General features: G+C 60.6%; 24 protein-coding genes. 7 read left to right on the top strand and 17 right to left on the bottom strand.

The genetic code is table 11. The features are described from left to right. Positions 1–180: 180 nt before the first annotated feature. The gene (locus ACEN8E_RS03765) at positions 181–1,431 is read left to right on the top strand and encodes a 2-aminoadipate transaminase (protein ID WP_495591477.1); all 1,251 of its coding nucleotides are present in this window, start codon (positions 181–183) and stop codon (positions 1,429–1,431) included. Positions 1,432–1,612: 181 nt separating this feature from the next. Here the strand turns inward: ACEN8E_RS03765 and trxB are convergent, their stop codons facing one another. Further along, on the bottom strand, positions 1,613–2,569 hold the full coding sequence (gene trxB / locus ACEN8E_RS03760; RefSeq protein ID WP_007970300.1) for a thioredoxin-disulfide reductase: 957 nt from the start codon (positions 2,567–2,569) through the stop codon (positions 1,613–1,615). 314 nt (positions 2,570–2,883) lie between these two features. Between trxB and cysZ the strand changes: the two genes are divergently transcribed. Both cysZ and ACEN8E_RS03750 read left to right on the top strand, forming a co-directional pair. After that, positions 2,884–3,636 carry a sulfate transporter CysZ gene (gene cysZ, locus ACEN8E_RS03755; protein WP_495591476.1) on the top strand — a complete coding sequence of 251 codons (753 nt, stop codon included), beginning with the start codon at positions 2,884–2,886 and terminating at the stop codon, positions 3,634–3,636. A 36-nt stretch (positions 3,637–3,672) separates the two neighbouring features. Further along, positions 3,673–4,872, top strand: a complete 1,200-nt coding sequence (locus ACEN8E_RS03750) for a glycosyltransferase family 4 protein (RefSeq protein ID WP_495591475.1) — start codon at positions 3,673–3,675, stop codon at positions 4,870–4,872. Positions 4,873–4,988: 116 nt separating this feature from the next. Here ACEN8E_RS03750 and ACEN8E_RS03745 read toward each other — a convergent pair whose 3' ends face one another. The 3 genes from ACEN8E_RS03745 to ACEN8E_RS03735 form a co-directional block, all read right to left on the bottom strand. Continuing rightward, on the bottom strand, positions 4,989–6,092 hold the full coding sequence (locus tag ACEN8E_RS03745) for an NADH:flavin oxidoreductase (RefSeq protein ID WP_495591474.1): 1,104 nt from the start codon (positions 6,090–6,092) through the stop codon (positions 4,989–4,991). A 198-nt stretch (positions 6,093–6,290) separates the two neighbouring features. Then, the gene (locus ACEN8E_RS03740; RefSeq protein ID WP_127925852.1) at positions 6,291–6,773 is read right to left on the bottom strand and encodes a glutathione peroxidase; all 483 of its coding nucleotides are present in this window, start codon (positions 6,771–6,773) and stop codon (positions 6,291–6,293) included. Between the two features lie 122 nt (positions 6,774–6,895). Continuing rightward, positions 6,896–7,381, bottom strand: coding sequence for an FKBP-type peptidyl-prolyl cis-trans isomerase (locus ACEN8E_RS03735; RefSeq protein ID WP_007942189.1), 486 nt, complete (start codon positions 7,379–7,381; stop codon positions 6,896–6,898). On the opposite strand from ACEN8E_RS03735, the gene ACEN8E_RS03730 reads away from it, so the two are divergent. The 3 genes from ACEN8E_RS03730 to yihG are packed head-to-tail and all read left to right on the top strand — an operon-like array spanning position 7,350 to position 10,738. After that, positions 7,350–7,676, top strand: a complete 327-nt coding sequence (locus tag ACEN8E_RS03730) for a DUF3565 domain-containing protein (protein WP_495591473.1) — start codon at positions 7,350–7,352, stop codon at positions 7,674–7,676. The genes ACEN8E_RS03735 and ACEN8E_RS03730 overlap by 32 nt on opposite strands. Before the next feature lie 59 nt (positions 7,677–7,735). Continuing rightward, positions 7,736–9,835, top strand: a complete 2,100-nt coding sequence (gene pta / locus ACEN8E_RS03725) for a phosphate acetyltransferase (protein WP_495591472.1) — start codon at positions 7,736–7,738, stop codon at positions 9,833–9,835. Further along, complete coding sequence (gene yihG, locus ACEN8E_RS03720; RefSeq protein WP_495591471.1) at positions 9,836–10,738, top strand: 1-acylglycerol-3-phosphate O-acyltransferase, YihG family; 903 nt, start codon at positions 9,836–9,838, stop codon at positions 10,736–10,738. Between the two features lie 165 nt (positions 10,739–10,903). On the opposite strand, the gene cysN is transcribed toward yihG, so the two are convergent. The 3 genes from cysN to ACEN8E_RS03705 form a co-directional block, all read right to left on the bottom strand. Further along, complete coding sequence (gene cysN / locus ACEN8E_RS03715) at positions 10,904–12,802, bottom strand: sulfate adenylyltransferase subunit CysN (RefSeq protein WP_413421087.1); 1,899 nt, start codon at positions 12,800–12,802, stop codon at positions 10,904–10,906. 9 nt (positions 12,803–12,811) lie between these two features. Then, positions 12,812–13,729, bottom strand: coding sequence for a sulfate adenylyltransferase subunit CysD (gene cysD / locus ACEN8E_RS03710; RefSeq protein ID WP_413421089.1), 918 nt, complete (start codon positions 13,727–13,729; stop codon positions 12,812–12,814). A gap of 262 nt (positions 13,730–13,991) precedes the next feature. Then, positions 13,992–14,750: a Nif3-like dinuclear metal center hexameric protein gene (locus tag ACEN8E_RS03705; protein ID WP_218429307.1), complete on the bottom strand. Its 759-nt coding sequence runs from the start codon at positions 14,748–14,750 to the stop codon at positions 13,992–13,994. A 103-nt stretch (positions 14,751–14,853) separates the two neighbouring features. Here ACEN8E_RS03705 and algW point away from each other — a divergent pair, with 103 nt between their 5' ends. Further along, complete coding sequence (gene algW / locus ACEN8E_RS03700) at positions 14,854–16,014, top strand: Do family serine endopeptidase AlgW (protein WP_495591470.1); 1,161 nt, start codon at positions 14,854–14,856, stop codon at positions 16,012–16,014. A gap of 115 nt (positions 16,015–16,129) precedes the next feature. Here the strand turns inward: algW and hisC are convergent, their stop codons facing one another. The 10 genes from hisC to ACEN8E_RS03650 form a co-directional block, all read right to left on the bottom strand. Continuing rightward, positions 16,130–17,182: a histidinol-phosphate transaminase gene (gene hisC / locus ACEN8E_RS03695; RefSeq protein ID WP_495591469.1), complete on the bottom strand. Its 1,053-nt coding sequence runs from the start codon at positions 17,180–17,182 to the stop codon at positions 16,130–16,132. A 2-nt stretch (positions 17,183–17,184) separates the two neighbouring features. Continuing rightward, complete coding sequence (hisD, locus tag ACEN8E_RS03690) at positions 17,185–18,510, bottom strand: histidinol dehydrogenase (protein ID WP_495591468.1); 1,326 nt, start codon at positions 18,508–18,510, stop codon at positions 17,185–17,187. A gap of 126 nt (positions 18,511–18,636) precedes the next feature. Beyond that, positions 18,637–19,272, bottom strand: coding sequence for an ATP phosphoribosyltransferase (gene hisG, locus ACEN8E_RS03685; RefSeq protein ID WP_095193897.1), 636 nt, complete (start codon positions 19,270–19,272; stop codon positions 18,637–18,639). 124 nt (positions 19,273–19,396) lie between these two features. Next, positions 19,397–20,662 (bottom strand): UDP-N-acetylglucosamine 1-carboxyvinyltransferase, encoded by a 1,266-nt coding sequence (gene murA / locus ACEN8E_RS03680; RefSeq protein WP_495591467.1) that lies wholly within the window; start codon positions 20,660–20,662, stop codon positions 19,397–19,399. Positions 20,663–20,684: 22 nt separating this feature from the next. Further along, a complete protein-coding gene (locus ACEN8E_RS03675) occupies positions 20,685–20,924 on the bottom strand; it encodes a BolA family protein (protein ID WP_020796650.1) in 240 nt (79 codons plus the stop codon). A gap of 114 nt (positions 20,925–21,038) precedes the next feature. Then, complete coding sequence (locus tag ACEN8E_RS03670; RefSeq protein WP_495591466.1) at positions 21,039–21,344, bottom strand: STAS domain-containing protein; 306 nt, start codon at positions 21,342–21,344, stop codon at positions 21,039–21,041. Beyond that, the gene (locus tag ACEN8E_RS03665) at positions 21,341–21,994 is read right to left on the bottom strand and encodes an MlaC/ttg2D family ABC transporter substrate-binding protein (protein WP_495591465.1); all 654 of its coding nucleotides are present in this window, start codon (positions 21,992–21,994) and stop codon (positions 21,341–21,343) included. Before ACEN8E_RS03665 ends, ACEN8E_RS03670 begins: the two co-directional genes overlap by 4 nt. A gap of 11 nt (positions 21,995–22,005) precedes the next feature. Next, positions 22,006–22,473, bottom strand: coding sequence for an outer membrane lipid asymmetry maintenance protein MlaD (mlaD, locus tag ACEN8E_RS03660; RefSeq protein ID WP_489845384.1), 468 nt, complete (start codon positions 22,471–22,473; stop codon positions 22,006–22,008). After that, the gene (gene mlaE / locus ACEN8E_RS03655; RefSeq protein WP_495591464.1) at positions 22,473–23,270 is read right to left on the bottom strand and encodes a lipid asymmetry maintenance ABC transporter permease subunit MlaE; all 798 of its coding nucleotides are present in this window, start codon (positions 23,268–23,270) and stop codon (positions 22,473–22,475) included. Before mlaE ends, mlaD begins: the two co-directional genes overlap by 1 nt. After that, positions 23,270–24,079, bottom strand: a complete 810-nt coding sequence (locus ACEN8E_RS03650) for an ATP-binding cassette domain-containing protein (protein WP_008018709.1) — start codon at positions 24,077–24,079, stop codon at positions 23,270–23,272. Before ACEN8E_RS03650 ends, mlaE begins: the two co-directional genes overlap by 1 nt. Positions 24,080–24,303 lie beyond the last annotated feature (224 nt).

The raw sequence follows: 24,303 nt of genomic DNA, 5'->3' as shown, positions 1-24,303 counted from the left end.
TTATCGTTCACTACCATCGCGAGCAAGCTCGCTCCTACAGGTTTTGCGTTCATGGCGCGGAATTGATCACAAACACAACCCGACTTTTAAGATTGACCCGGCGACTTTATTTCGTTTGCCCCGTACCACCGCTCGCGGCTTAGATAAAAAGAAGCCCTCCTTCTTCCGAGCCGGTATTTCATGCGCAGCGAAACCATCAGCCAGTCGATCAACATCGTTCACCCCGTCACGCTCAGCCACGGCAAAAACGCCGAGGTCTGGGACACCGATGGCAAACGCTACATCGACTTTGTCGGTGGCATCGGTGTGTTGAACCTCGGCCATTGCCATCCGCGCATCGTCGAGGCCATTCGCGAACAGGCCAGCCGGCTGACCCACTATGCGTTCAACGCCGCACCCCATGTGCCTTACCTCGAACTGATGGATCGCCTCAGCGCGTTCATGCCAGTGGATTACCCGGTCAGCGGCATGCTCACCAACAGCGGCGCGGAAGCGGCGGAGAACGCCCTGAAGATCGTCCGTGGTGCCACTGGCCGTACCGCGGTCATCGCCTTCGACGGCGCGTTTCACGGCCGCACGCTCGCCACGCTCAACCTCAATGGCAAAGTCGCGCCCTACAAGCAGAAAGTCGGCGTGCTGCCGGGGCCGGTTTATCACCTGCCTTTCCCCAGTCAGGACAACGGCGTGACTTGCGCTGACGCGCTAAAGGCCATGGAGCGGTTGTTCAACGTCGAGATCGATGTCGAAGACGTCGCCTGTTTTATCGTCGAACCGGTGCAGGGCGAAGCAGGTTTCCTGGCGATGGAGGCCGAGTTCGCTCAGGTACTGCGCAAATTCTGCGACGACAAGGGCATTGTGCTGATCGCCGATGAAATCCAGTCCGGTTTCGGTCGTACCGGCCAGCGCTTTGCATTTTCGCGACTGGGTATCGAGCCTGACTTGATCCTGCTCGGTAAAAGTATCGCCGGCGGCGTGCCGCTGGGAGCGGTGGTCGGGCGTAAATCGCTACTGGATAACTTGCCCAAGGGCGGCCTCGGCGGCACCTACTCCGGCAACCCCATCGCCTGCGCTGCGGCACTCGCGACCCTGGACGAAATGACCGATGCCAACCTGCACGCCTGGGGCACGCAACAGGAAGAGGCGATTGTCGGTCGCTACCAAGCCTGGCGCTCAAGCAAGCTGACGCCGTACCTGGGTCGCCTGACCGGCGTCGGCGCCATGCGTGGCATCGAGTTGATCAACACCGATGGCACACCGGCTCCAGCGCAACTGACGCAACTGCTGGCGCTGGCGCGAGACGCCGGGTTGCTGCTGATGCCCAGCGGCAAGTCGCGGCACATCATCCGGTTGTTGGCGCCGTTGACCACCGAGGCGGCGGTGCTGGAGGAAGGGCTGGATATCCTTGAGGCATGCTTGAAGAAACTGGCCTGATCCACAGCGCCCTCTGTAGGAGCGAGCATGCTCGCGAAGAACCTGAGAGCCCTGCGGGGGTGTCAGGCTCCCAGCGTTATCGTTTACGACCATCGCGAGCGAGCTCGCTCCTACAGGGGCATATGTATTTTCCGAAGGCACAAAAAAACCGGCCGAAGCCGGTTTTTTCGTTTCTACAGAATCAAGCGTTCTGCAGATTGTCCAGGTAACGCTCGGCATCCAGTGCCGCCATGCAACCGGCGCCGGCCGAGGTGATGGCCTGACGGTACACGTGATCAGCCACGTCCCCGGCGGCGAAGATGCCTTCCAGGTTGGTGGCAGTGGCGTTGCCGTCACGGCCGCCCTGTACAACCAGGTAGCCGTCTTTCAGGGTCAACTGGCCTTCGAACAGCGAGGTGTTCGGCGTGTGGCCGATGGCGATGAACACGCCGTCGACTTTCACTTCGTCGAAGCTGCCGTCGTTGTTCTTCAGGCGGGCACCGGTCACGCCCATGTTGTCGCCCAGCACTTCATCCAGGGTTGCGTTGAGCTTGAGCTCGATCTTGCCTTCGGCAACGCGGGCGTTCAGCTTGTCGATCAGGATCTTCTCGGCGCGGAAAGTTTCGCGACGGTGGATCAGGGTGACCTTGCTGGCGATGTTGGCCAGGTACAGGGCTTCTTCGACAGCAGTGTTACCGCCACCGACCACGGCAACCGGCTTGTTGCGATAGAAGAAACCGTCGCAGGTTGCACAGGCGGAGACGCCTTTGCCCATGAACGCTTCTTCCGAAGGCAGGCCCAGGTAACGAGCGCTGGCACCGGTGGCGATGATCAGGGCGTCGCAGGTGTAAGTCGCGCTGTCGCCGGTCAGGGTGTATGGCTTGGCAGCGAAGTCCACGGCATTGATGTGATCGAAAACGATCTCGGTTTCAAAGCGCTCGGCGTGCTCGCGCATCCGCTCCATCAGCGCCGGGCCGGTCAGGCCGTGGACGTCGCCCGGCCAGTTGTCGACTTCGGTGGTGGTGGTCAGTTGACCGCCGGCCTGCATGCCGGTGATCAGCAGTGGCTTGAGGTTGGCACGGGCGGCATAGACCGCAGCGCTGTAACCGGCAGGGCCGGAACCGAGAATAATCACTCGCGAATGACGGACTTCAGACATGACCTGCTCCTGTTGACCGGCCCGGAACACCTGGCGCGGAACGCCGGATTGCCGGCTGGAATAAAAAAGAACGGTTGAAAGCACTTGGGGAAGGCTTGAACCCGACCGTCCTGTAAAAGATTGGGTGCAGCGTATCGAGGGGGCGAAGATTAAGGAAATACGGTTTAACAATCCAGCTCATAGGTGGTCTCTATGTAATCTGTCCGACGATATCGACGTCTTTGTTACAGTGAATGTGAATACCGCCACCGCGCTTTCGCATATGCTGCAAAGCCGGTAAGGTCGGCGCGTTTTCCCTCTGCCCGGAGCACCTTATGCCCGCCCCTGTCCTGTCCGGCCCGCAATACCTGCGCGAAGGCCTCAAGCTGGTGCTGAGCCCCAGCCTGCGTTTGTTTGTGTTGTTGCCGCTGGCAATCAACCTGGTGCTGTTCGTCGGATTGATCTACCTGGCCGGCCATCAATTCAGCCTGTGGGTCGACACGCTGATGCCGTCCCTGCCCGACTGGCTGAGTTTTCTCAGCTACATCCTCTGGCCGCTGTTCGTGGTGCTCGTCGTGCTGATGGTGTTCTTCACCTTCACCATGCTCGCCAACGTCATTGCCGCGCCGTTCAACGGCTTCCTCGCGGAGAAAGTCGAAGTGGTGGTGCGCGGCACCGATGATTTTCCGGCCTTCAGCTGGGGCGAATTGGTGGCGATGATCCCGCGCACCCTGGCCCGGGAAATGCGCAAGCTCGGCTATTTTCTGCCCCGGGCGATCGGGCTGTTCATTCTCTCGTTCATCCCGGTGGTGAACATCATCGCCGCGCCGCTGTGGCTGTTGTTCGGGGTGTGGATGATGGCGATCCAGTACATCGATTACCCGGCGGATAACCACAAGCTGGGCTGGAACGAGATGCTTGGCTGGCTGCGCGAGAAGCGCTGGCAGAGCATGAGTTTCGGTGGCAGCGTCTATCTGGTGCTGCTGATTCCGGTGGTCAACATCCTGATGATGCCGGCCGCCGTGGCCGGGGCGACGCTGTTCTGGGTGCGTGAACGCGGCGCGGAAAACCTGGTGGCTCAGCGCTAAGTCACAAATCCATCATCCCGACGTCACACTGACGACATGGCCCCAGCCGACACTGGGGTCATGACGACAGCTCTGCATATCACCCTGATCACCGAAACCTTCCCTCCCGAAATCAACGGCGTGGCCAATACCCTTGGTCGCTTGTGCGACGGCTTGCGCGCGCGCGGGCATCAAGTGGAATTGGTGCGACCACGTCAGGGTTGCGACCAGCAGTTGGGCAGCGACGATGAGTTGCTGCTGTGCCGCGGCTGGCCGCTACCGGGCTATCCCGGTTTGCAATGGGGCCAGTCGTCGATGCACAAACTGCTGCGGCGCTGGACGCGTCACCGCCCGGATGTGCTCTACATCGCCACCGAGGGTCCGCTGGGTCTCTCTGCACTGCGTGCGGCGCGGCGACTGGGGATTTCCGTGGTCAGCGGGTTCCACACCAATTTCCAGCAGTACTCCAACCAGTACGGGCTTGGTTTGCTCACACGCCTGCTGACTCACTACCTGCGCTGGTTCCACAACCGCTCGACCATGACCCTGGTGCCCAGCGTCAGCCAGCGCATGGAGCTGGAGCGGCGGCATTTCGAGCGGCTGGCGTTGCTGTCCCGAGGGGTCGACAGCGAACTGTTTCACCCGGCCAAACGCTTGAATGCCCTGCGCGAACAATGGGGGCTGGCCGAGGAAGACATCGCCGTCATTCATGTCGGGCGCCTGGCCGCGGAAAAAAACCTCGGACTGCTCAAGCGCACCTTCAATACCCTCAAGGCGAGTTATCCCCAGCGCATCCTGAAACTGATCGTGGTTGGTGACGGCCCGCTGCGCCAGGAACTGCAAAGCGAAATGCCCGAGGCGATTTTCTGCGGTACCCAGCGGGGTGAAGCCCTCGCGTGTCACTACGCGTCAGGCGACGTGTTTCTGTTTCCGAGCCTGACTGAAACGTTCGGCAATGTGGTGCTAGAAGCACTTGCCTCGGGGCTCGGCGTGGTGGCCTACGATCAGGCAGCAGCGGCCCAGCATATTCGTCATGGCTACAACGGCGTGTTGGCGATGCCGGGGGATGAGGCAGCGTTCTGTGATGCAGCGGCATGGCTGCTGGAGGAAAGGGAAACCTTGCGCAATGTGCGTCTCAATGCGCGCCAGCATGCCAGTCGCCAGGGCTGGGCGACGATCATCGAGCAGTTCGAGGGACAATTGCGCGGGGCTTGTGCCGGGGAGATGGTGGTGCCGAATGCGCCGACTGTTCCTTGATTTGCAGTGTTCTTGAGTCAGTCTTCGCGAGCAGGCTCGCTCCCACAGTGGTTATGCGCCATGCACAAAACCTGTGGGAGCGAGCCTGCTCGCGAAAGGGGCGCTCCAGTCTCGGCTTAAACCAGCGTCATCAACGCCTCACGGCTGAACGGCAGAATGTCTTCCTCACGGCCGTCACGCACTTTCTGCGCCCAGTCCGGGTCCACCAGCAACGCACGACCGACCGCCACCAGGTCGAACTCGTCGTTGTTCAGGCGCTCCAGCAGTTTTTCCAGGCTGGCCGGCTGTGCGACCTTGTCGGTGTTGACCATGAACTGCAGGAACTCGCCGTCCAGGCCGACGCTGCCCACGGTGATGGTTGGTTTGCCGGTGAGCTGGCGGGTCCAGCCGGCCAGGTTCAGTTCGGAACCATCGAACTCAGGCTCCCAGAAGCGGCGGGTCGAGCAGTGAAAAATATCCACGCCTGCGTCAGCCAACGGCTTGAGGAACTCGCCCAAGGCTTCCGGGGTTTGCACCAGACGCGCGGTGTAGTCCTGCTGCTTCCACTGGGAGAAACGGAAGATGATCGGGAAACCTTCACCGACCGCGGCACGCACGGCCTGAATCAATTCAATGGCGAAGCGCGAACGGTTGGCCAGGCTGCCGCCATACTCGTCGGTACGCTGGTTGCTGCCTTCCCAGAAGAACTGGTCGATCAGGTAACCGTGGGCACCGTGGATTTCCACGCCATCCATGCCGATGCTCTGCGCATCCTTGGCGGCCTGGGCGAACGCGGCGATCACGTCCTGGATATCCTGCTTCGTCATGCCGTGCACCACGACCTGACCTTCCTTGAGTTTTTCCGACGGGCCATAACCCGGGACGCTGGCGTCCGGTTCGGTGCCGATACGACGTACGCTGCCGACATGCCACAACTGCGGCACGATCTTGCCGCCTTCGGCGTGAACGGCGTCGACGACTTTCTTCCAGCCAGCCAGGGCCGCTTCGCCGTAGAAATGCGGAACGTTCGGGTAGCCGTTGGAAGCCTTGTGACCGACGATGGTGCCTTCGGTGATGATCAGGCCGACGCCCGCAGCGGCGCGGCGACGGTAGTATTCGATGACTTTGGAGTTAGGTACGCCACCCGGAGAAAAGGAGCGGGTCATCGGCGCCATGACGACGCGGGTCGGCAGCTCGAGGGTGCCGAGGTGGAACGGTTTGAACAGGGCTTTGACGGGCATGGGACGCTCCACAGGGAATGACTTTATGACGGCGATAATATGGAGGTTCGCACGTACTGAACAGCACTATTGATTTAGGTGATGTAGGAGCGAGCTTGCTCGCGATGGTGGTCAACGATAACGCTGGCGGTCTGATGCCCCGCGGTGTTCCTGCAACCATCGCGAGCAAGCTTGCTCCTACAGAGAGAGGGGGGGATGTCAGCTCAGGGCTTTTTCAATTGCGTGAACAATGGTCGGATCATCCGGCGCTGTGCGTGGCGAGAACCGTGCCAGTACACGGCCGTCCTTGCCCAGCAGGAACTTCTCGAAGTTCCAGGTGATATCGCCGGGAAATTCCGCGCCCTCGCCCGCCAGCAAGCGGTACAACTGATGACGGTCATGCCCGTTGACTTCCAGCTTGCTGGACAACGGAAAGGTCACGCCATAGTTGAGACTGCAGAAATCCTTGATCTCCTGCTCGGTCCCCGGTTCCTGCCCGGCAAACTGATTGCACGGCAGGCCGAGCACACTGAAGCCTTTGCCTTTGAATTGCTGGTAGAGGTTTTCCAGCGCCGCGTACTGCGGGGTCAAGCCGCATTTGGAGGCGACGTTGACCACCAGCACGACTTGGCCTTTGAAAGGCGCCAGAGGTAGCTCCTGACCATCCAGGGCTGTCAATTTAAGGTCGTGAAAAGCACTCATGACGTACTCCAGATTCCCGTGTTCTTTTCGAAACAGCCACTTGGCGGCGCCGTCAGGGACAGCCGCAGACTAAAAAGGCGCCCACAGGGCGCCTCTCCAGTTATCTGAGCTTAGCGCAGAAATCAGTGGTGATGGCCACCTTCGCCATGGACGTGGCCATGAGCGATTTCTTCCTGGCTGGCGTCACGGATGGCAACGATCTTGACCTGGAAATTCAGGCGCTGACCGGCCAACGGGTGGTTGCCGTCAACGGTCACGTCGTCGCCGTCCAGATCACGGATGGTCACGATCTGCATCTGGCCGTCCGGAGCGGAAGCGTGGAACTGCATGCCCACTTCCAGCTCGTCGACGCCTTCGAACATGCTGCGGCTCAGGGTGCTGACCAGTTCGGCAGCGTATTCGCCGTAAGCGTCTTCCGGTTCAACGGCTACGGTCAGTTCGTCGCCGACAGCCTTGCCTTCCAGAGCCTTTTCCAGACCCGGGATGATGTTGCCTGCGCCTTGCAGGTAGACCAGCGGCGCGCCGCCGGCGGAGCTGTCGATGACCTCACCAGCGTCGTTGGTCAGGGTATAGTCGATGGAGACAGCCTTATTGGCGGCGATCAGCATGGGGCGAGACCTTTTGCATAAGAAGATTGAAGGGCCAAGTTTAGCGAAGCAATCGTCCGAAAGCGAACACAACCCGGACAAACGGGATTCGACGGTCACAGGCTTTCATCAGGACGAGGACGGCCACTGGATGGCCGAGCTTTCCTGCGGTCATACCCAGCACCTGCGGCACCAGCCACCCTGGCAATCCCGCGCCTGGGTCATGGACCCTGCGCAGCGCCAGGAAAAAATAGGCCAGCCCTTTGCCTGCGGTTGGTGCGCACAAGGCTCGGTTAGCGATAACCTTGGCGACTGAATTTCGGTAGATCGCCAGTCATAGGCGCTCACCATTGCCTGCTCCCTCAGAGAATCCGCATGCAAACTTTTTTTATCGCGCCCACCGATTTTGGTGTGGGTCTGACCTCCATCAGCCTCGGGCTGGTGCGTACCCTTGAGCGGGCCGGGCTCAAGGTCGGCTTTTTCAAACCGATTGCCCAGCCGCACCCGGGCGACACGGGCCCGGAACGCTCCACCGAACTGGTGGCGCGTACCCACGGTTTGAAACCGCCTCAACCACTGGGGCTGGCCCATGTCGAGCGCATGCTTGGCGACGGCCAGCTCGATGAGTTGCTCGAAGAAATCATCACCCTGTATCAGCAGGCCGCGGTCGGCAAGGATGTGCTGATCGTCGAAGGCATGGTGCCGACCCGCAGCGCCAGTTACGCCGCGCGGGTCAACCTGCACCTGGCCAAGAGCCTCGACGCCGAGGTGATCCTGGTCTCGGCACCGGAAAACGAAGTGCTGACCGAGCTCTCCGGTCGCGTCGAGTTGCAGGCGCAATTGTTCGGCGGCCCGAAAGACCCGAAAGTCCTCGGCGTGATCCTCAACAAGGTCAAGACCGAGGAAAGCATGGAGGCCTTCGCCACGCGCCTGAAGGAGCATTCGCCGTTGCTGCGCAGCGGTGATTTCCGCTTGCTCGGCTGCATTCCGTTCCAGCCGGAACTGAACGCCCCGCGCACCCGCGACGTCGCTGACCTGATGGGTGCGCAAGTGCTCAACGCCGGTGATTATGAAACCCGGCGCATGACCAAGATCATCATTTGCGCCCGCACCATGCGCAACACCGTGGAGTTGCTCAAGCCCGGTGTGCTGGTGGTGACCCCCGGCGACCGCGACGACATCATCCTCGCCGTCAGCCTCGCGGCCTTGAACGGCGTGCCTCTGGCCGGCCTGCTGCTGACCAGCGACACCCTGCCCGACCCACGCATCATGGACCTGTGCCGCGGCGCCCTGCAGGCCGGGCTGCCGGTACTGTCGGTGAGTACCGGCTCCTACGACACCGCCAACCTGCTCAATGGCCTGAACAAGGAAATCCCCATCGATGACCGCGAGCGCGCCGAAATCATCACCGATTTCATCGCCAGCCACCTCGATGCCAACTGGTTGCATCAGCGCTGCGGTACACCGCGGGAGATGCGCCTGTCGCCAGCGGTGTTCCGCTATCAATTGATCCAGCGCGCCCAGGCGGCCAACAAGCGCATCGTGTTGCCCGAAGGCAGCGAGCCATTCACCGTGCAGGCCGCCGCGATCTGCCAGGCCCGTGGCATCGCTCGCTGCGTATTGCTGGCCAAGCCCGAGGACGTGCAGGCTGTCGCCCGCGCCCAGGGCATCGAGTTGCCACCGGGCCTGGAGATCATTGATCCGGACTTGATCCGCGAGCGTTATGTCGAGCCGATGGTCGCGCTGCGCAAAAGCAAAAGCCTCAACGCGCCGATGGCCGAGCAGCAACTGGAAGACACCGTGGTGATCGGCACCATGATGTTGGCCCTGGATGAAGTCGACGGCCTCGTCTCGGGTGTGATCAACACCACCGCCAACACCATCCGCCCGGCCCTGCAATTGATCAAGACGGCGCCGGGCTGCACCCTGGTCTCGTCAGTGTTCTTCATGCTGTTTCCGGAAGAGGTGCTGGTCTATGGCGACTGCGTGATGAACCCGCACCCAAGCGCCAGCGAACTGGCCGAGATCGCCCTGCAAAGCGCTGACTCGGCCGCCGCATTCGGCATCACGCCACGGGTGGCGATGATCAGCTACTCCAGTGGCGATTCGGCGAGCGGCGAAGAAGTCGAGAAGGTCCGCGAGGCTACCCTGCTCGCCCACGAACAACAGCACTCGCTGCTGATCGACGGCCCCTTGCAGTACGACGCCGCCGCCAACGAAAACGTGGCCCGGCAATTGGCGCCGAACAGCCAGGTGGCCGGACGTGCCACGGTGTACGTGTTCCCCGACCTCAACACCGGCAATACCACGCACAAGGCCGTGCAGCGCAGCGCCGACTGCGTCAGCCTCGGGCCGATGCTGCAAGGCCTGCGCAAACCGGTGAACGATTTGCCCCGCGGCGCGCAGGTCGATGACATCGTCTACACCATCGCCCTGACCGCGATTCAAGCCGCCAACCGACCTATGGATGTGTAAATGCTGGATTTTCTACCCGCCCCGTTGCGCGGCGTGATCGCCGCGCTGCTGTTGGCGCTGAACACGATATTGCTCTGCTCGTTCCTGTTCTGCGTGGCGCTCATCAAGGTATTGCCGTTCACCCTCACCCAGCGCATCGCACGCTGGCTGATGAGCCATACCCATGAAGCCTGGATCAGCATCAACAAAGGCTGGATGAACCTGGTCCGTCGCACCCGCTGGCACATCAGCGGCCTGCAGGGTCTCGACTACCAGCACTCGTACCTGATCACCAGCAACCACCAGAGCTGGGTCGACATTCTGGTGCTGCAATACGTGCTCAATCGGCGCATCCAACCGCTGAAGTTCTTTCTCAAGCAGGAGCTGATCTGGGTCCCGGTGATCGGTCTGGCGTGGTGGGCGCTGGGCTTTCCGTTCATGAAACGCTACTCCAAGGCGTACCTGGAGAAGCATCCGGAAAAGAAAGGCAAGGACCTGGAAACCACGCGCAAGACCTGTGCGAAATTCCGCGACAACCCGGTGGGCATTTTCAACTTCGTCGAAGGCACGCGCTTCACCGAGGGCAAGCATGCCCAACAGCAATCGCCATTCAAGTACCTGCTCAAACCCAAGGCTGGTGGCATTGCCTTTGTGCTGGATGCGATGGGTGAGCAGCTGGAATCGATCGTCAACGTGACCATCCACTACCCCGCCGGGCGTCCCGGTTTCTGGGATTTATTGTGCGGGAACGTAGCGGACGTGGTGGTGCATTTTGATGAGCTGAGGATTCCGCCGCAGTTCATTGGCAAGAACTACGACCAGGACGGTGAGTACCGCCTGCAATTTCAGGGCTGGATCAACCAGATGTGGCAGGACAAGGATGCGCTGCTTGCGCAGATGCATCGCGAGTATCCAGCCAAGTAGTTCGGTGAATGTTCCTGCCTCTTCGCGAGCGGGCTCGCTCCCACAGTTGATCTTTGGTGAGCTCTGACCTTGTGGGAGCGAGCCTGCTCGCGAAGGCGTCCTCCCAAACACAAAAAAACCCGCCGGTGATTACTCATCGGCGGGTTTCTTTTTTGCGGCCAGGGCTTAGATCGCGCCACGCTCACGCAGCAGACCCAGCACTTGCTTGACGCCTTCTTCCAGCGACACGGATTGGGTGTCGATGACCAGGTCGGCATCCAGCGGTACGTCGTACGGGAAGGACTCGCCCGGGATGTTATCCCCGGCCGCCGCGTACAGGCCTTGCGGATCACGCTCGGCGCAGACCGTTGGCGAAGCCTGGACGTAGACCGTCAGCAGACGCTCCTTGCCGATCAGTTCCCGAGCCTGTTCACGGCCCTCGGCACTCGGTGCAACGAACGCCGCCAGGGTCAGCAGACCGGCTTCGTTGAACTGACGCGCCACGTGCGCGGCACGACGCCAGTTCTCGGTACGCCCGGCGCGATCCTGTGGCAGACCTTTGTTCAGGTCATGACGCAGGTTCTGGCCATCGAGCACAAACACCGCACGGCCCAGGTCGAACAGCTTGCGTTCAACCGCGTAGGCCAGGGTGCTTTTGCCCGCGCCCGACAAGCCGCTGAACAACACGGTGGCCGGTTGCTGGCCGAAGCGCTGTGCGCGCTCTTCGGTGGCGACGTGCGCCAGTTTGCCGTGGTGCGTGGAGCTGCCGTGCGCCAGCGGCTGGGCGACGATCATGCCCGCGCCAACGGTGCCGTTGGTCAAGCGGTCAATGATGATGAAGGCGCCGGTGGTGCGATTGCTGTCGTAACCGTCGAGGGCAATCGGCGCGTCGAGCGCGATCTTGACCTTGCCGATTTCGTTCAGTTGCAACGCGCTGGCCGGGCCCTCTTCCAGGGTGTTCACGTCGACCTTGTTGACGATGCTGGCGATGGAGCCCGGCACGTAACTGGTGGCGCGCTTGATGTCGTATTTCTTGCCCGGCAGCATCGGCTCTTCAGCCATCCACACCAGCATGGCTTCGAAGCTGTCGGTCACCGGCGGCACGTTGTCGGCGTGAACCAGCAGGTCGCCACGGGAGATATCGATTTCATCTTCCATGGTCAGCGTGACTGCCTGACCTGGACCTGCATGTTCCAGCTCGCCTTCGAAGGTGACGATGGACTTCACGCGGCTGCTCTTGCCCGACGGCAGCACCACGACTTCGTCGCCTTTCTTGACGATGCCGCTGGCCAGCGTACCGGCGAAACCACGGAAATTCAGGTTCGGACGGTTGACGTACTGCACCGGGAAACGCAGGTCGGTGAAGTTGCGGTCGCCCGCCACTTCCACGGTCTCGAGGATTTCCATCAGCGACTGGCCGGTGTACCACGGCGAGCGCTCGGACTTGTTCACCACGTTGTCGCCCTTCAAGGCCGACATCGGCACGAAGTGCATGCTGGTCGGCTTCATCTTCAAGCCTTCGGCGAACTGCAGGTAGTCGGCCTTGATCGACTCGAACACGCCCTGGTCGAAGTCCTTGAGGTCCATCTTGTTGATGGCGACGACTATGTGCTTGATGCCCAGCAACGAGGCGATGAAGCTGTGGCGACGGGTCTGGGTCTGCACGCCGTAACGGGCGTCGACCAGGATGATCGCCAGGTCACAGGTGGAAGCACCGGTGGCCATGTTGCGGGTGTACTGCTCATGGCCGGGGGTGTCGGCAATGATGAATTTGCGCTTGGCGGTGGAGAAGTAGCGGTACGCGACATCGATGGTGATGCCTTGTTCACGCTCGGCCTGCAGACCGTCGACCAGCAACGCCAGGTCGATGTCTTCACCGGTGGTGCCGACTTTTTTCGAGTCGCGGGTAATCGCTTCCAGATGATCTTCGTAGATCATCTTGGAGTCGTGCAGCAGGCGCCCGATCAGGGTGCTCTTGCCGTCGTCGACGTTACCGCAGGTCAGAAAGCGCAGCAGCTCTTTACGTTCGTGCTGGCCCAGGTAGGCGAGGATGTCCTCGCTGATCAAATCAGATTGATGCGACATGACAGCCCCTTAGAAATAACCTTGACGTTTTTTGTCTTCCATCGAGCCTGCGCCATCGTGGTCGATGACACGGCCCTGGCGCTCGGAAGTTCGCGTCAGGAGCATTTCCTGAATGATGTCCGTGAGGCTTTCGGCCTCGGACTCCACCGCGCCCGTCAACGGGTAGCAACCAAGGGTACGGAAACGCACTTTCTTTTTGACGATGCGGGCTTTTTCTTCATCGCTCAGGTGTTCGAGGATGCGCTCGTCGTCGATCATGATCAGCGTGCCGTTCTTCTCGATGACTTCACGCTCGGCGGCGAAGTACAGCGGAACGATCGGGATGCCTTCAAGGTAGATGTACTGCCAGATGTCCAGCTCGGTCCAGTTCGACAACGGGAAGACGCGGATCGACTCGCCCTTGTTGACCTTGCCGTTGTAGACGTTCCACAGCTCGGGACGCTGGTTCTTCGGATCCCAGCGGTGCTTGCTGTCGCGGAACGAGTACACACGCTCCTTGGCGCGGGATTTCTCTTCATCGCGACGGGCGCCGCCAAAAGCTGCGTCGAAACCATGCTTGTCGAGTGCCTGCTTCAGGCCCTCGGTCTTCATGATGTCGGTGTGCTTGGCGCTGCCGTGGGTGAACGGGTTGATGTCTTGCGCCACGCCGTCCGGGTTGACGTGGGTGATCAGGTCCAGGCCCAGCTCGGCGACCATCTTGTCGCGGAAGGCGTACATCTCCTGGAATTTCCAGCGAGTGTCGACGTGCATCACCGGAAACGGCAGCTTGCCCGGGAAGAACGCCTTGCGTGCCAGATGCAGCATCACGGCGGAGTCTTTACCGATGGAGTACAGCATCACCGGGTTGTCGAACTCGGCGGCCACCTCGCGGATGATGTGGATGCTTTCCGCCTCCAGCTGTTTCAGATGCGTCAGTTTGTCGACCATGGCTACTCACGAAAGCTTTCTTATGAACGGCCAGCGGGCCGTGTTCGAGCGGGGATCCTAGCACAGCGACCTCTTCTAATCAGGACGCCAACTAGATCGAAAGAGCATATGAATATGCCTGCCTGTTTGGCCGCCCTGCCCCCTGTGGGAGCGAGCCTGCTCGCGATGGTCGTCAACGATAACGCTGGGAATCTGACACCCCGTGGTGCTCTCAGGTTTATCGCGAGCGAGCTCGCTCCTACAGTATCTGGATCTCGCGCTTTCAGATCGGATTCGGGCAATCGATGAAGATGTGCTCCAGCGCAAAACGCCGCGCCAGGTAATCCCCCAGCGCCTGAACGCCGTAGCGTTCGGTCGCATGGTGACCGGCGGCGATGAAGCTGATGTCGTTTTCCCGGGCACTGTGGAAGGTTTGCTCGGAAGCTTCACCACTGAGGTACAGATCGACACCGGCCAGAATGGCCTGGTCGATGTAACCCTGGCCGCCACCGGTGCACCAACCGACACGGCGGATCATGGCGCTGCCTTCGATCAACAGCGGCTCACGGCCCATGACTTCCTGCACGCGGCGGGCGAAATCCCGGGGCGTCATCGGCTCATTCAGCGAGCCGACCAGGCCGACGATCTTCAGGTTGTCCGGGTCCAGCGGACCTTCGACGGTAATGTCGAGCTGCCGCGCGAGCTGCACGTTATTGCCGACGTCCGGGTGCAGATCCAGTGGCAGGTGATAGGACAGCAGGCTGATATCGTGCTTGAGCAGGGTCTTCAAGCGGCGCTGCTTCATGCCGGTGATGCACGGATTCTCGCCTTTCCAGAAGTAGCCGTGATGCACCAGCACCAGGTCGGCATTGGCCTCCACGGCGGCGTCGAGCAAAGCCTGGCTCGCGGTGACACCACTGACAATGCGCATCACTTGCGGCCGCCCCTCGACCTGCAGGCCGTTGGGGCAATAATCGGCAATCTTGGCACTGTTAAGGTAGCGGTCGGCTTCTTCGACCAGGGTGCTCAGGGCGACGGCCATAAAAGACTCCTAAATATCCCGTTCAGAGGCGCGTTCGGCCTCGTATAATGCGCGTCATTATGAGCGGTCTCAGACCGCCTGCAACTCTCTCAGGAAGTGCTTAATGCTCAAGGCGCTGCGTTTTACCGGCTGGCCGCTGTTGGCCGGCGTACTTGTCGCTCTGTTGATAATCCAGCGTTACCCGCAGTGGGTCGGGCTCCCGAGCCTCGACGTCAATCTGCAACAAGCACCGCAAACCACCAGCATGCAGCAGGGCCCGGTGTCCTATGCCGACGCGGTAACCACCGCGGCGCCATCGGTGGTGAACCTGTACACCACCAAAGTCATCAACAAACCCAACCATCCGTTGTTCGAAGATCCGCAGTTCCGGCGCTTCTTCGGCGACAACTCGCCCAAGCAGAAACGCATGGAGTCGAGCCTCGGCTCCGGCGTGATCATGAGCCCGGAAGGCTACATCCTGACCAACAACCACGTGACCAGCGGCGCTGACCAGATCGTGGTGGCGCTCAAGGACGGCCGGGAAACCCTGGCACGGGTGATCGGCAGCGACCCGGAGACTGACCTGGCTGTTCTGAAAATCGACCTGAAAAACCTGCCGTCGATCACGGTGGGACGTTCCGACAACATCCGCATCGGCGACGTCGCGCTGGCCATCGGCAACCCGTTCGGCGTCGGCCAGACCGTGACCATGGGCATCATCAGCGCCACCGGCCGCAACCAGCTGGGCCTGAACAACTACGAAGACTTCATCCAGACCGACGCCGCCATCAACCCCGGCAACTCCGGTGGTGCGCTGGTGGATGCCGTCGGCAACCTGACCGGTATCAACACGGCGATCTTCTCCAAGTCCGGAGGCTCCCAGGGCATCGGTTTCGCAATCCCGGTGAAACTGGCGATGGAAGTGATGAAGTCGATCATCGAGCACGGCCAGGTGATTCGTGGCTGGCTGGGTATCGAAGTGCAGCCGCTGACCCAGGAACTGGCCGAATCGTTCGGTTTGTCCGGGCGCCCGGGCATTGTCGTGGCGGGGATTTTCCGTGACGGCCCGGCACAGAAGGCCGGCCTGCAATTGGGTGATGTGATTCTTGCCATCGATGGCGAACCGGCCGGTGATGGCCGTCGTTCGATGAATCAGGTGGCACGGATCAAACCGACTGACAAGGTTACGATCGAGGTCATGCGCAACGGCAAGGAACTCAAGCTGACCGCGGAAATCGGTTTGCGTCCGCCACCAGCACCGGCCCAGGAACAGGAAGAGAAGTGAACAGCTAATACAATCCCTTGTAGGAGCGAGCTTGCTCGCGATGGAGTGTCAGGTTAAGTCGTGTCACTGACACACCATCGCGAGCAGGCTCGCTCCTACAGGGGGCGGCGATGGTTCAGAGGTCGCCGAGACCGTCGATCAGTGCCTGATTCTGCTCCGGTGTACCAATCGAGATCCGCAAAAACTGCGCAATCCGCTCCTGCTTGAAGTGCCGGACAATCACGCCCTGCTCACGCAACTTCGCCGCAAGCCCAGCCGCATCGTGCTTGGGGTGCCGGGCAAAGATGAAGTTCGCCGCCGACGGCAGCACCTCGAAGCCCTTGACCTGCAACTGCCCGATCACCCATTCACGGTGTTCGATCACCAGGCTACAGGTCTTGTCGAAATACTCGCGATCCTCGAACGCCGCCGCCGCACCGACATTCGCCATGCGATCGATCGGATAGGAGTTGAAACTGTTCTTGATCCGCTCCAGCGCCTCGATCAGGTCCGGATGCCCGACCGCCAGGCCGACCCGCAGACCAGCCAGGGAACGGGACTTGGACAGGGTCTGGGTGACCAGCAGGTTCGGGTAACGATCGACCAGCGTGATTGCCGTCTCACCGCCGAAATCGATGTAAGCCTCATCCACCACGACCACCGAATCCGGGCTGGCCTTGAGAATTTGCTCCACCGCTTCCAGGGCCAACAGGCAGCCGGTCGGTGCGTTCGGGTTGGGGAAAATGATCCCGCCGTTCGGCTTGGCGTAGTCCGCCGGGTTGATCCGGAACTGCTCGTCCAGCGGCACCGCGTCGAACTGGATGCCGTACAACCCGCAGTAGACCGGGTAGAAGCTATAGCTGATGTCCGGGAACAGCAGCGGCTGATCGTGCTGCAGCAAACCGTGGAAGATGTGCGCCAGCACTTCATCGGAACCGTTGCCGAGGAACACCTGATTGCCTTGCACACCGTAGTACCTGGCGACGGCTTGCTTGAGCAGATCGCTGTTCGGGTCCGGGTACAGACGCAGGTTGTCATTGAGTTCGGTTTGCATCGCGGCCAAGGCTTTCGGCGATGGGCCGTACGGGTTTTCGTTGGTGTTGAGCTTGACCAGTCTGGTCAGCTTAGGCTGTTCGCCCGGTACGTAAGGCACCAGATTCTTGACGAACGGGCTCCAGAATTTACTCATGTTCAGTTCCCCTGCTTGTCGTCAATGATGCGGTATTCGGCGCTACGGGCGTGGGCGGTCAGCGACTCTCCGCGAGCCAGCACCGAAGCGGTCTTGCCCAGTTCGGAAGCACCCTGTTCGGAACAGAAGATGATCGACGAGCGTTTCTGGAAGTCGTACACACCCAGGGGCGAGGAGAAACGCGCAGTGCCGGAAGTCGGCAACACGTGGTTCGGGCCTGCGCAGTAGTCGCCCAGGGCTTCGGAGGTGTGACGACCCATGAAGATCGCGCCGGCGTGGCGGATTTTCGGCAGCCAGGCCTGTGGATCGGCAACGGACAATTCGAGGTGCTCCGGCGCGATGCGGTTGGCGACTTCGATGGCCTGCTCCATGTCGCGAACCTTGATCAGTGCACCACGGCCGTTGATCGAGGTTTCGATGATCGCGGCACGCTCCATGGTCGGCAGCAGTTTGGCGATGCTGGCGGCGACCTTGTCGAGGAACTCGGCGTCGGGGCTGACCAGAATGGCCTGGGCGTCTTCATCGTGCTCGGCCTGGGAGAACAGATCCATGGCAATCCAGTCCGGATCGGTCTGGCCGTCGCAAACAACGAGAATTTCCGAAGGACCGGCGATCATGTCGATCCCGACCTGACCAAACACGTGGCGCTTGGCAGTAGCCACATAGATGTTGCCCGGGCCGACGACCTTGTCGACCTGCGGCACGCTCTCGGTGCCGTAAGCCAGGGCCGCGACGGCCTGGGCGCCACCGATGGTGAACACGCGGTCGACACCGGCGATGCAGGCGGCGGCCAGTACCAGCTCGTTGATTTCACCGCGCGGGGTCGGAACGACCATGACCACTTCGGTGACACCGGCGACTTTGGCCGGAATCGCGTTCATCAGCACCGATGACGGGTACGACGCCTTGCCGCCCGGCACGTACAGACCGGCGCGGTCCAGCGGCGTGACTTTCTGGCCCAGCACGGTGCCGTCGGCCTCGGTGTAGCTCCAGGAGTCCTGCTTCTGTTTTTCGTGGTAGCTGCGCACACGAGCCGCAGCGACTTCCAGGGCTTCACGCTGAGCCACGGAGATGCGGGTGAGTGCCAGCTCCAGACGCTCACGCGGCAGGATCAGGTCAGCCATGGACTTCACGTCCAGGCCGTCGAACTGGCGGGTGTAATCCACCAGAGCCGCGTCGCCACGCTCACGCACCGACTTGATGATGTCCAGCACCCGCTGATTGACCGAGTCGTCAGACACACTTTCCCAGCTCAGCAGATGATCCAGATGATGTGCGAAATCCGGGTCAGCAGCGTTGAGTCGGCGAATTGCAGTCAGTGCGGTCATAGCGAGAGCCTCATAGGAATGGCAAAAACTCAGGCGCCCTAACTTAGCAGTCGTTTCCGCTTGGGCACCTGAGAATTCTGGCTATGAGGCGGATAGACGGGCACGACTTAACGTCGCGCAGGTGAATCAGCCGCGGTGTCGAGACTCCACTGCCTTGCGCAGGGTGTCGATCAACGCCTGGATACGGGCATGCTGCATCTTCATCGATGCCTTGTTGACGATCAGCCGCGAGCTGATGGCCGCGATGAAATCCTGTGGCTCCAGGCCGTTGGCCCGCAGCGTGTTACCGGTGTCGACCACGTCGATGATCTTGTCCGCCAGACCGATCAGCGGCGCCAGTTCCATCGAACCATAGAGCTTGATGATGTCGACCTGACGACCCTGTTCGGCATAGTAGCGCTTGGCAACGTTGACGAACTTGGTGGCGATACGCAGACGGCCCTTGGGCTCGATCGCGCCTACTTTGCCGGCGGTCATCAGCTTGCACTGGGCAATCTGCAAGTCCAGCGGCTCGTACAGACCCTGGCCGCCATATTCCATCAGCACGTCTTTACCGGCGACGCCGAGGTCGGCAGCACCATGTTCGACATAGGTCGGCACGTCGGTGGCACGCACGATCAGCAGACGTACGTCTTCCTGGGTCGTGGGAATGATCAGCTTGCGGCTCTTGTCCGGATTCTCGGTCGGCACGATGCCCGCTTCAGCCAGAAGCGGCAAGGTGTCGTCAAGGATGCGGCCCTTGGACAGTGCGATAGTCAGCATGGGAAACGCCTTAATCAGGAATCTTATGCCCGGTCACAATCGGTGCCGGACACGCATCGAGCCGGAAACCGGCTCGACTTCTACAACAATTCAACGGGCACCTCCCTGTGCCCATGCAGCAGTACTAGCCCGGAACGCGACGAATCCTGGCGCCCAGCATCTGCAGTTTCTCTTCGATGCACTCGTAGCCACGGTCTATGTGGTAGATGCGATCGATCAGCGTGTCGCCTTCGGCGATCAGGGCCGAGATCACCAGGCTGGCCGAAGCACGCAGGTCGGTCGCCATGACTGGCGCGCCCTTGAGCTTTTCGGTACCGGTAACGATCGCGGTATTGCCCTCGACCTGGATCTTGGCGCCCATGCGGTGCAGCTCGTAGACGTGCATGAAGCGGTTTTCGAAGATCGTCTCGATCACCGCGCCTGTGCCTTCGGCAATGGCGTTGAGGGAGATGAACTGCGCCTGCATGTCAGTCGGGAACGCCGGGTACGGAGCGGTCCGCACGTTGACGGCTTTAGGCCGCTTGCCATGCATGTTCAGCTCGATCCAGTCTTCGCCGGTGGTGATTTCGGCACCGGACTCGCGAAGTTTCTCCAGAACGGCTTCGAGGATGGTCGGATCCGTATCCTTGACCTTCACGCGGCCACCGGTGACGGCTGCCGCCACCAGATAGGTGCCGGTTTCGATACGGTCGGGCATCACTTTATAAGTGGTGGTGTGCAGACGCTCGACGCCATCGATGGTGATGGTGTCGGTGCCAGCGCCGGAAACCTTGGCGCCCATGGCGTTCAGGAAGTTCGCCAGGTCGACCACTTCAGGCTCGCGTGCGGCGTTTGCCAGAACGCTGCGGCCCTTGGCCAGGGCAGCGGCCATCATGATGTTTTCGGTACCGGTCACGCTGACGGTATCGAAGAAGAAGTGCGCACCGCGCAGACCGCCTTCAGGGGCCTTGGCCTTGATGTAGCCGCCTTCGACGTCAATGACCGCGCCCATGGCTTCCAGGCCACGGATGTGCAGGTCAACCGGACGCGAACCGATGGCGCAACCGCCAGGCAAAGCGACTTCGGCTTCACCGAAACGGGCAACCATCGGGCCCAGCACCAGAATCGACGCACGCATGGTTTTAACCAGTTCGTACGGTGCGACCAGGGTCTTGATGGTGCGCGGGTCGATTTCGACGGCGAGTTTCTCGTCGATCACCGGTTCAATGCCCATGCGACCGAACAGCTCGATCATGGTGGTGATGTCGTGCAGGTGCGGCAGGTTGGCCACGGTCACCGGGCCATCGCACAGCAAAGTGGCAGCCAGGATCGGCAGGGCAGAGTTCTTTGCCCCGGAAATGCGGATCTCGCCATCAAGACGAGCGCCACCGGTAATAATCAGTTTATCCATAAGAATCTCGACGCCCTTGGGCTCAGGTGCGCTCGGCCCAGGCCGCGCTGCTGAAAAATTTCATAGTGACCGCATGGATGCTGCCATCGGTGATCCATGGGTTCAAATGGGCATAGACCTGCTGCTGACGCTTGACCGGGCTCAATGCCGCCAGTTCATCGCTAATCACGTTCAGCTGGAAATTGCAGCCTTCGCCCTCGACTTCTACTTTCGTTCCGGGCAGCTTTCCTTCAAGAAAGCTCTTAACTTCGTTGGCCTGCATGCTCAACCTCAATCGGCGCCCTGTGCGCGCGGGTCGGACATCATACAAAAAAGCCCCGCGCCTGCGAACCCCGCCAAGCAGGACTCGGACGGGGGGCTTCTTCATAGATGCGGTTCAGGGTTGCGCCAACAGCTCGGTCATCTCGCTGACCTGAGCGATTTCACGCATGTCTTCCGGCATCCCACGGATGCTCAGGGCCTTGCCGGCCGCCTGCGCATCGCGGATAAAGCACAGCAGCAACGACAAACCGACACTGCTGGACTTGGTCACCGCCGAGCAATCGACCACCAACGCTGCGGCCTTGCTGGCCTTGATCAGCGCTTTGCCCTGCTCGCGCAGGCCAGGGCCGGTGCGGTAGTCCAGTACACCACTGAGTCGCAGCTCGCCCGCTTCGTCCATCCGGACTGCCGACTCACTCATTGGGCCGACTGCTCTGGTTTCTTGTCCGTGGCTTCCTTGGCCTTGGCGACTTCTCCGGCCCAACCATTGATGGTCTTGTCCAGGTCATTGCCATTGCGCTGCATCGCATCGGCGAACTGATCGCGGAACAGCTTGCCGATGTTGATGCCGTTGATGATGACGTTACGCAGCTTCCACTCGCCGTTGATCTTTTCCAGTGTGTACGACACCGGATAGATCGCGCCGCTGCTGCCCTTGACGGTCATGCCAACGCTTGTACGGTCGCCCGACTCGTCTTTGGCCGGTTCAACGGTGATCCCCTGGTTGTTGTACTCCAGCAAGGCGTTGCCGTAGAACTGGAACAGACCCTTCTTGAAGTTTTCCTCGAAGGTCTTCATCTGCGCAGGCGTAGCTTTCTTCGAGTATTTGACCGTCATGATGCTCTTGGAAATACCCTCGGCATCCACAACCGGCCCGACGATGTTGTTCAGTGCCGTATAGAAGTCCTGCGGGTCCTTCTTGTACTTCTCTTTGTTTGCCGCCAGATCCGCGAGCATACGGTTGGTTGTGTCCTGCACCAGTTCGTGCGCCGAAGGCGCCGCTACGGCATGGGACACCAACGGAAACACCGCGAGCATTACCAACAGGCCACGTCGCAAGATAGAGATCATTTAACAGTTCCTCATTTAGCTTCTTTGCTAACGGTATTGAGCAGGAATTTACCGATCAGGTCTTCGAGCACCAGCGATGACTGCGTGTCATGGATGGTTCCTCCATCCTTGAGCAGGGTCTCTTCCCCGCCCACGCTGATACCGATGTACTTCTCGCCCAACAGGCCAGCAGTCAGGATAGATGCAGTAGAGTCCGCCGGAAGATTATCGATGCGTTTTTCCAGCTGCATGGTCACCCGACCGGTGAAACTGTCGCGATCCAGATCGATAGCCGTGACCTTGCCGATGGTCACACCGGCCATGGTCACCTTTGCTCTGACAGTCAAACCGGCGATATTGTCGAAGTAGGCGTAAAGTTTATACGTGTCGGTGCTCGGAGTCGGGGACAGGCCGCTGACCCGCAACGCCAACAAGAGCAAAGCCAGGATGCCAGCCAGCAAGAAAAGGCCGACACCGATTTCCAGGGTGCGGTTTTGCATCAGAAATCTCCAAACATCAAGGCGGTCAGAATAAAGTCCAGGCCGAGTACTGCCAACGAGGCATATACAACGGTCTTGGTAGTGGCACGACTGATCCCCTCGGAAGTGGGTTCGCAGTCATAGCCTTGGAATACGGCGATCCAGGTCACGACAAAGGCAAAGACGATACTTTTGATGATCCCGTTGAGCACATCGTCGGTGAACGTCACGCTGTTCTGCATGTTCGACCAGTAGGAACCGTCATAGACCCCCAGCCAGTCGACAGCTACCCACGAGCCGCCCCAGATACCCACCACGCTGAAAATCATCGCCAGCACCGGCAGGGAAATGAAACCGGCCCACAAGCGTGGCGCGATGATGTACTTGAGCGGGTCAACCCCGATCATTTCCAGGCTGGACAGCTGCTCGGTGGACTTCATGTTGCCGATTTCGGCAGTCAACGCCGAACCGGCGCGCCCGGCGAACAGCAAGGCAGTCACCACCGGCCCCAGTTCACGCAGCAGCGTCAGGGCAACCATCTGCCCGACTGCCTGCTCTGAACCATAGCTGGAAAGAATGTTGAAGCCCTGCAGCGCCAGCACCATGCCGATGAATATCCCGGAGACCACGATGATCACCAGGGACATCACGCCCACCGAGTGCAGTTGCTTGACCAGCAGCCCGAAGCCGCCGCCGATACCGCCCCGGCCCAGCAAGGCATGGAACAGGAACAGGCTCGAACGCCCGAACACCGCCAGCGCATCGATGCCGGCCTGGCCGAAGCGGCGAACACGCTCTATCAATGAAATTCTGCGCATCAGCGCTTCCCCAGAAGATCTGCGCGGTAATCCGTCGCTGGAAAGTGGTACGGGACCGGGCCGTCCGGTTCGCCGGTCATGAACTGACGAATGCGCGGTTCATCCGAGTTCATCAACTCGTCCGGCGTCCCCTGCCCCAGCACCTGACCATCGCCCACCACATAAATGTAATCGGCAATGCTCGCAGTCTCGGCCAGGTCGTGGGATACCACGATGCTGGTGATGCCCAGCGCATCGTTGAGCAGACGAATGAGGCGCACCAGAACGCCCATTGCGATAGGGTCCTGGCCGACAAAGGGCTCGTCGTACATGAGGATCTGCGGGTCGAGCGCAATTGCCCGGGCCAGCGCGACACGACGCTTCATGCCGCCGGAAAGCTCGTCGGGCATCAGATCGATGGCACCGCGCAAGCCCACGGCCTGCAGTTTGAGCAGGACGATGTCACGGATCATTTCATCCGGCAGCTGCGTGTGAACCCGCAACGGAAAAGCGACGTTCTCGAACACATCGAGGTCGGTAAACAGTGCGCCGCTCTGAAAAAGCACGCCCATGTGCTTGCGCGCATCGAACAGGTCGCTGCGAGACAGTTTGGGCAGATTCTGACCGTTGACCCAGACTTCGCCCTTGGTGGGCCGCAGCTGGGCACCCATCAGGCGCAAAAGCGTGGTCTTGCCACACCCGGAAGGCCCCATGATGCCGGTGACCTTGCCGCGCGGGATACGGATATCGACGTTATTGAAAATGCTGCGCGCACCGCGCTTGAAGGACAGTCCCTTCAGCTCGACCGCGTAGGCGTTATCGGCACTCATCTAAACTCCTTGCGATGCAGCCTCTCACTCGGACGCCTGGCTTTCCGAGGAAAGCACATACCTCCCGGGCAGGCCGAACTGGCGGCGAACTATATCACTGCAAAGGGTACGCGCCCAAGGCCAAAGCCGAGCCAAGTTCAACCGCATGATCGCTTGAAAGCCCTGTTTAGAAGGTTTCCGGTAACCGGGAATGACAATGCGTGACGAACTTGCGTGAGGGATTC

The organism is Pseudomonas sp. Pseusp9 (genome assembly GCF_059491265.1).
The sequence above is the reverse complement of the archived record's forward strand: the minus strand, read 5'-3'. Positions and strand labels throughout refer to the sequence as shown.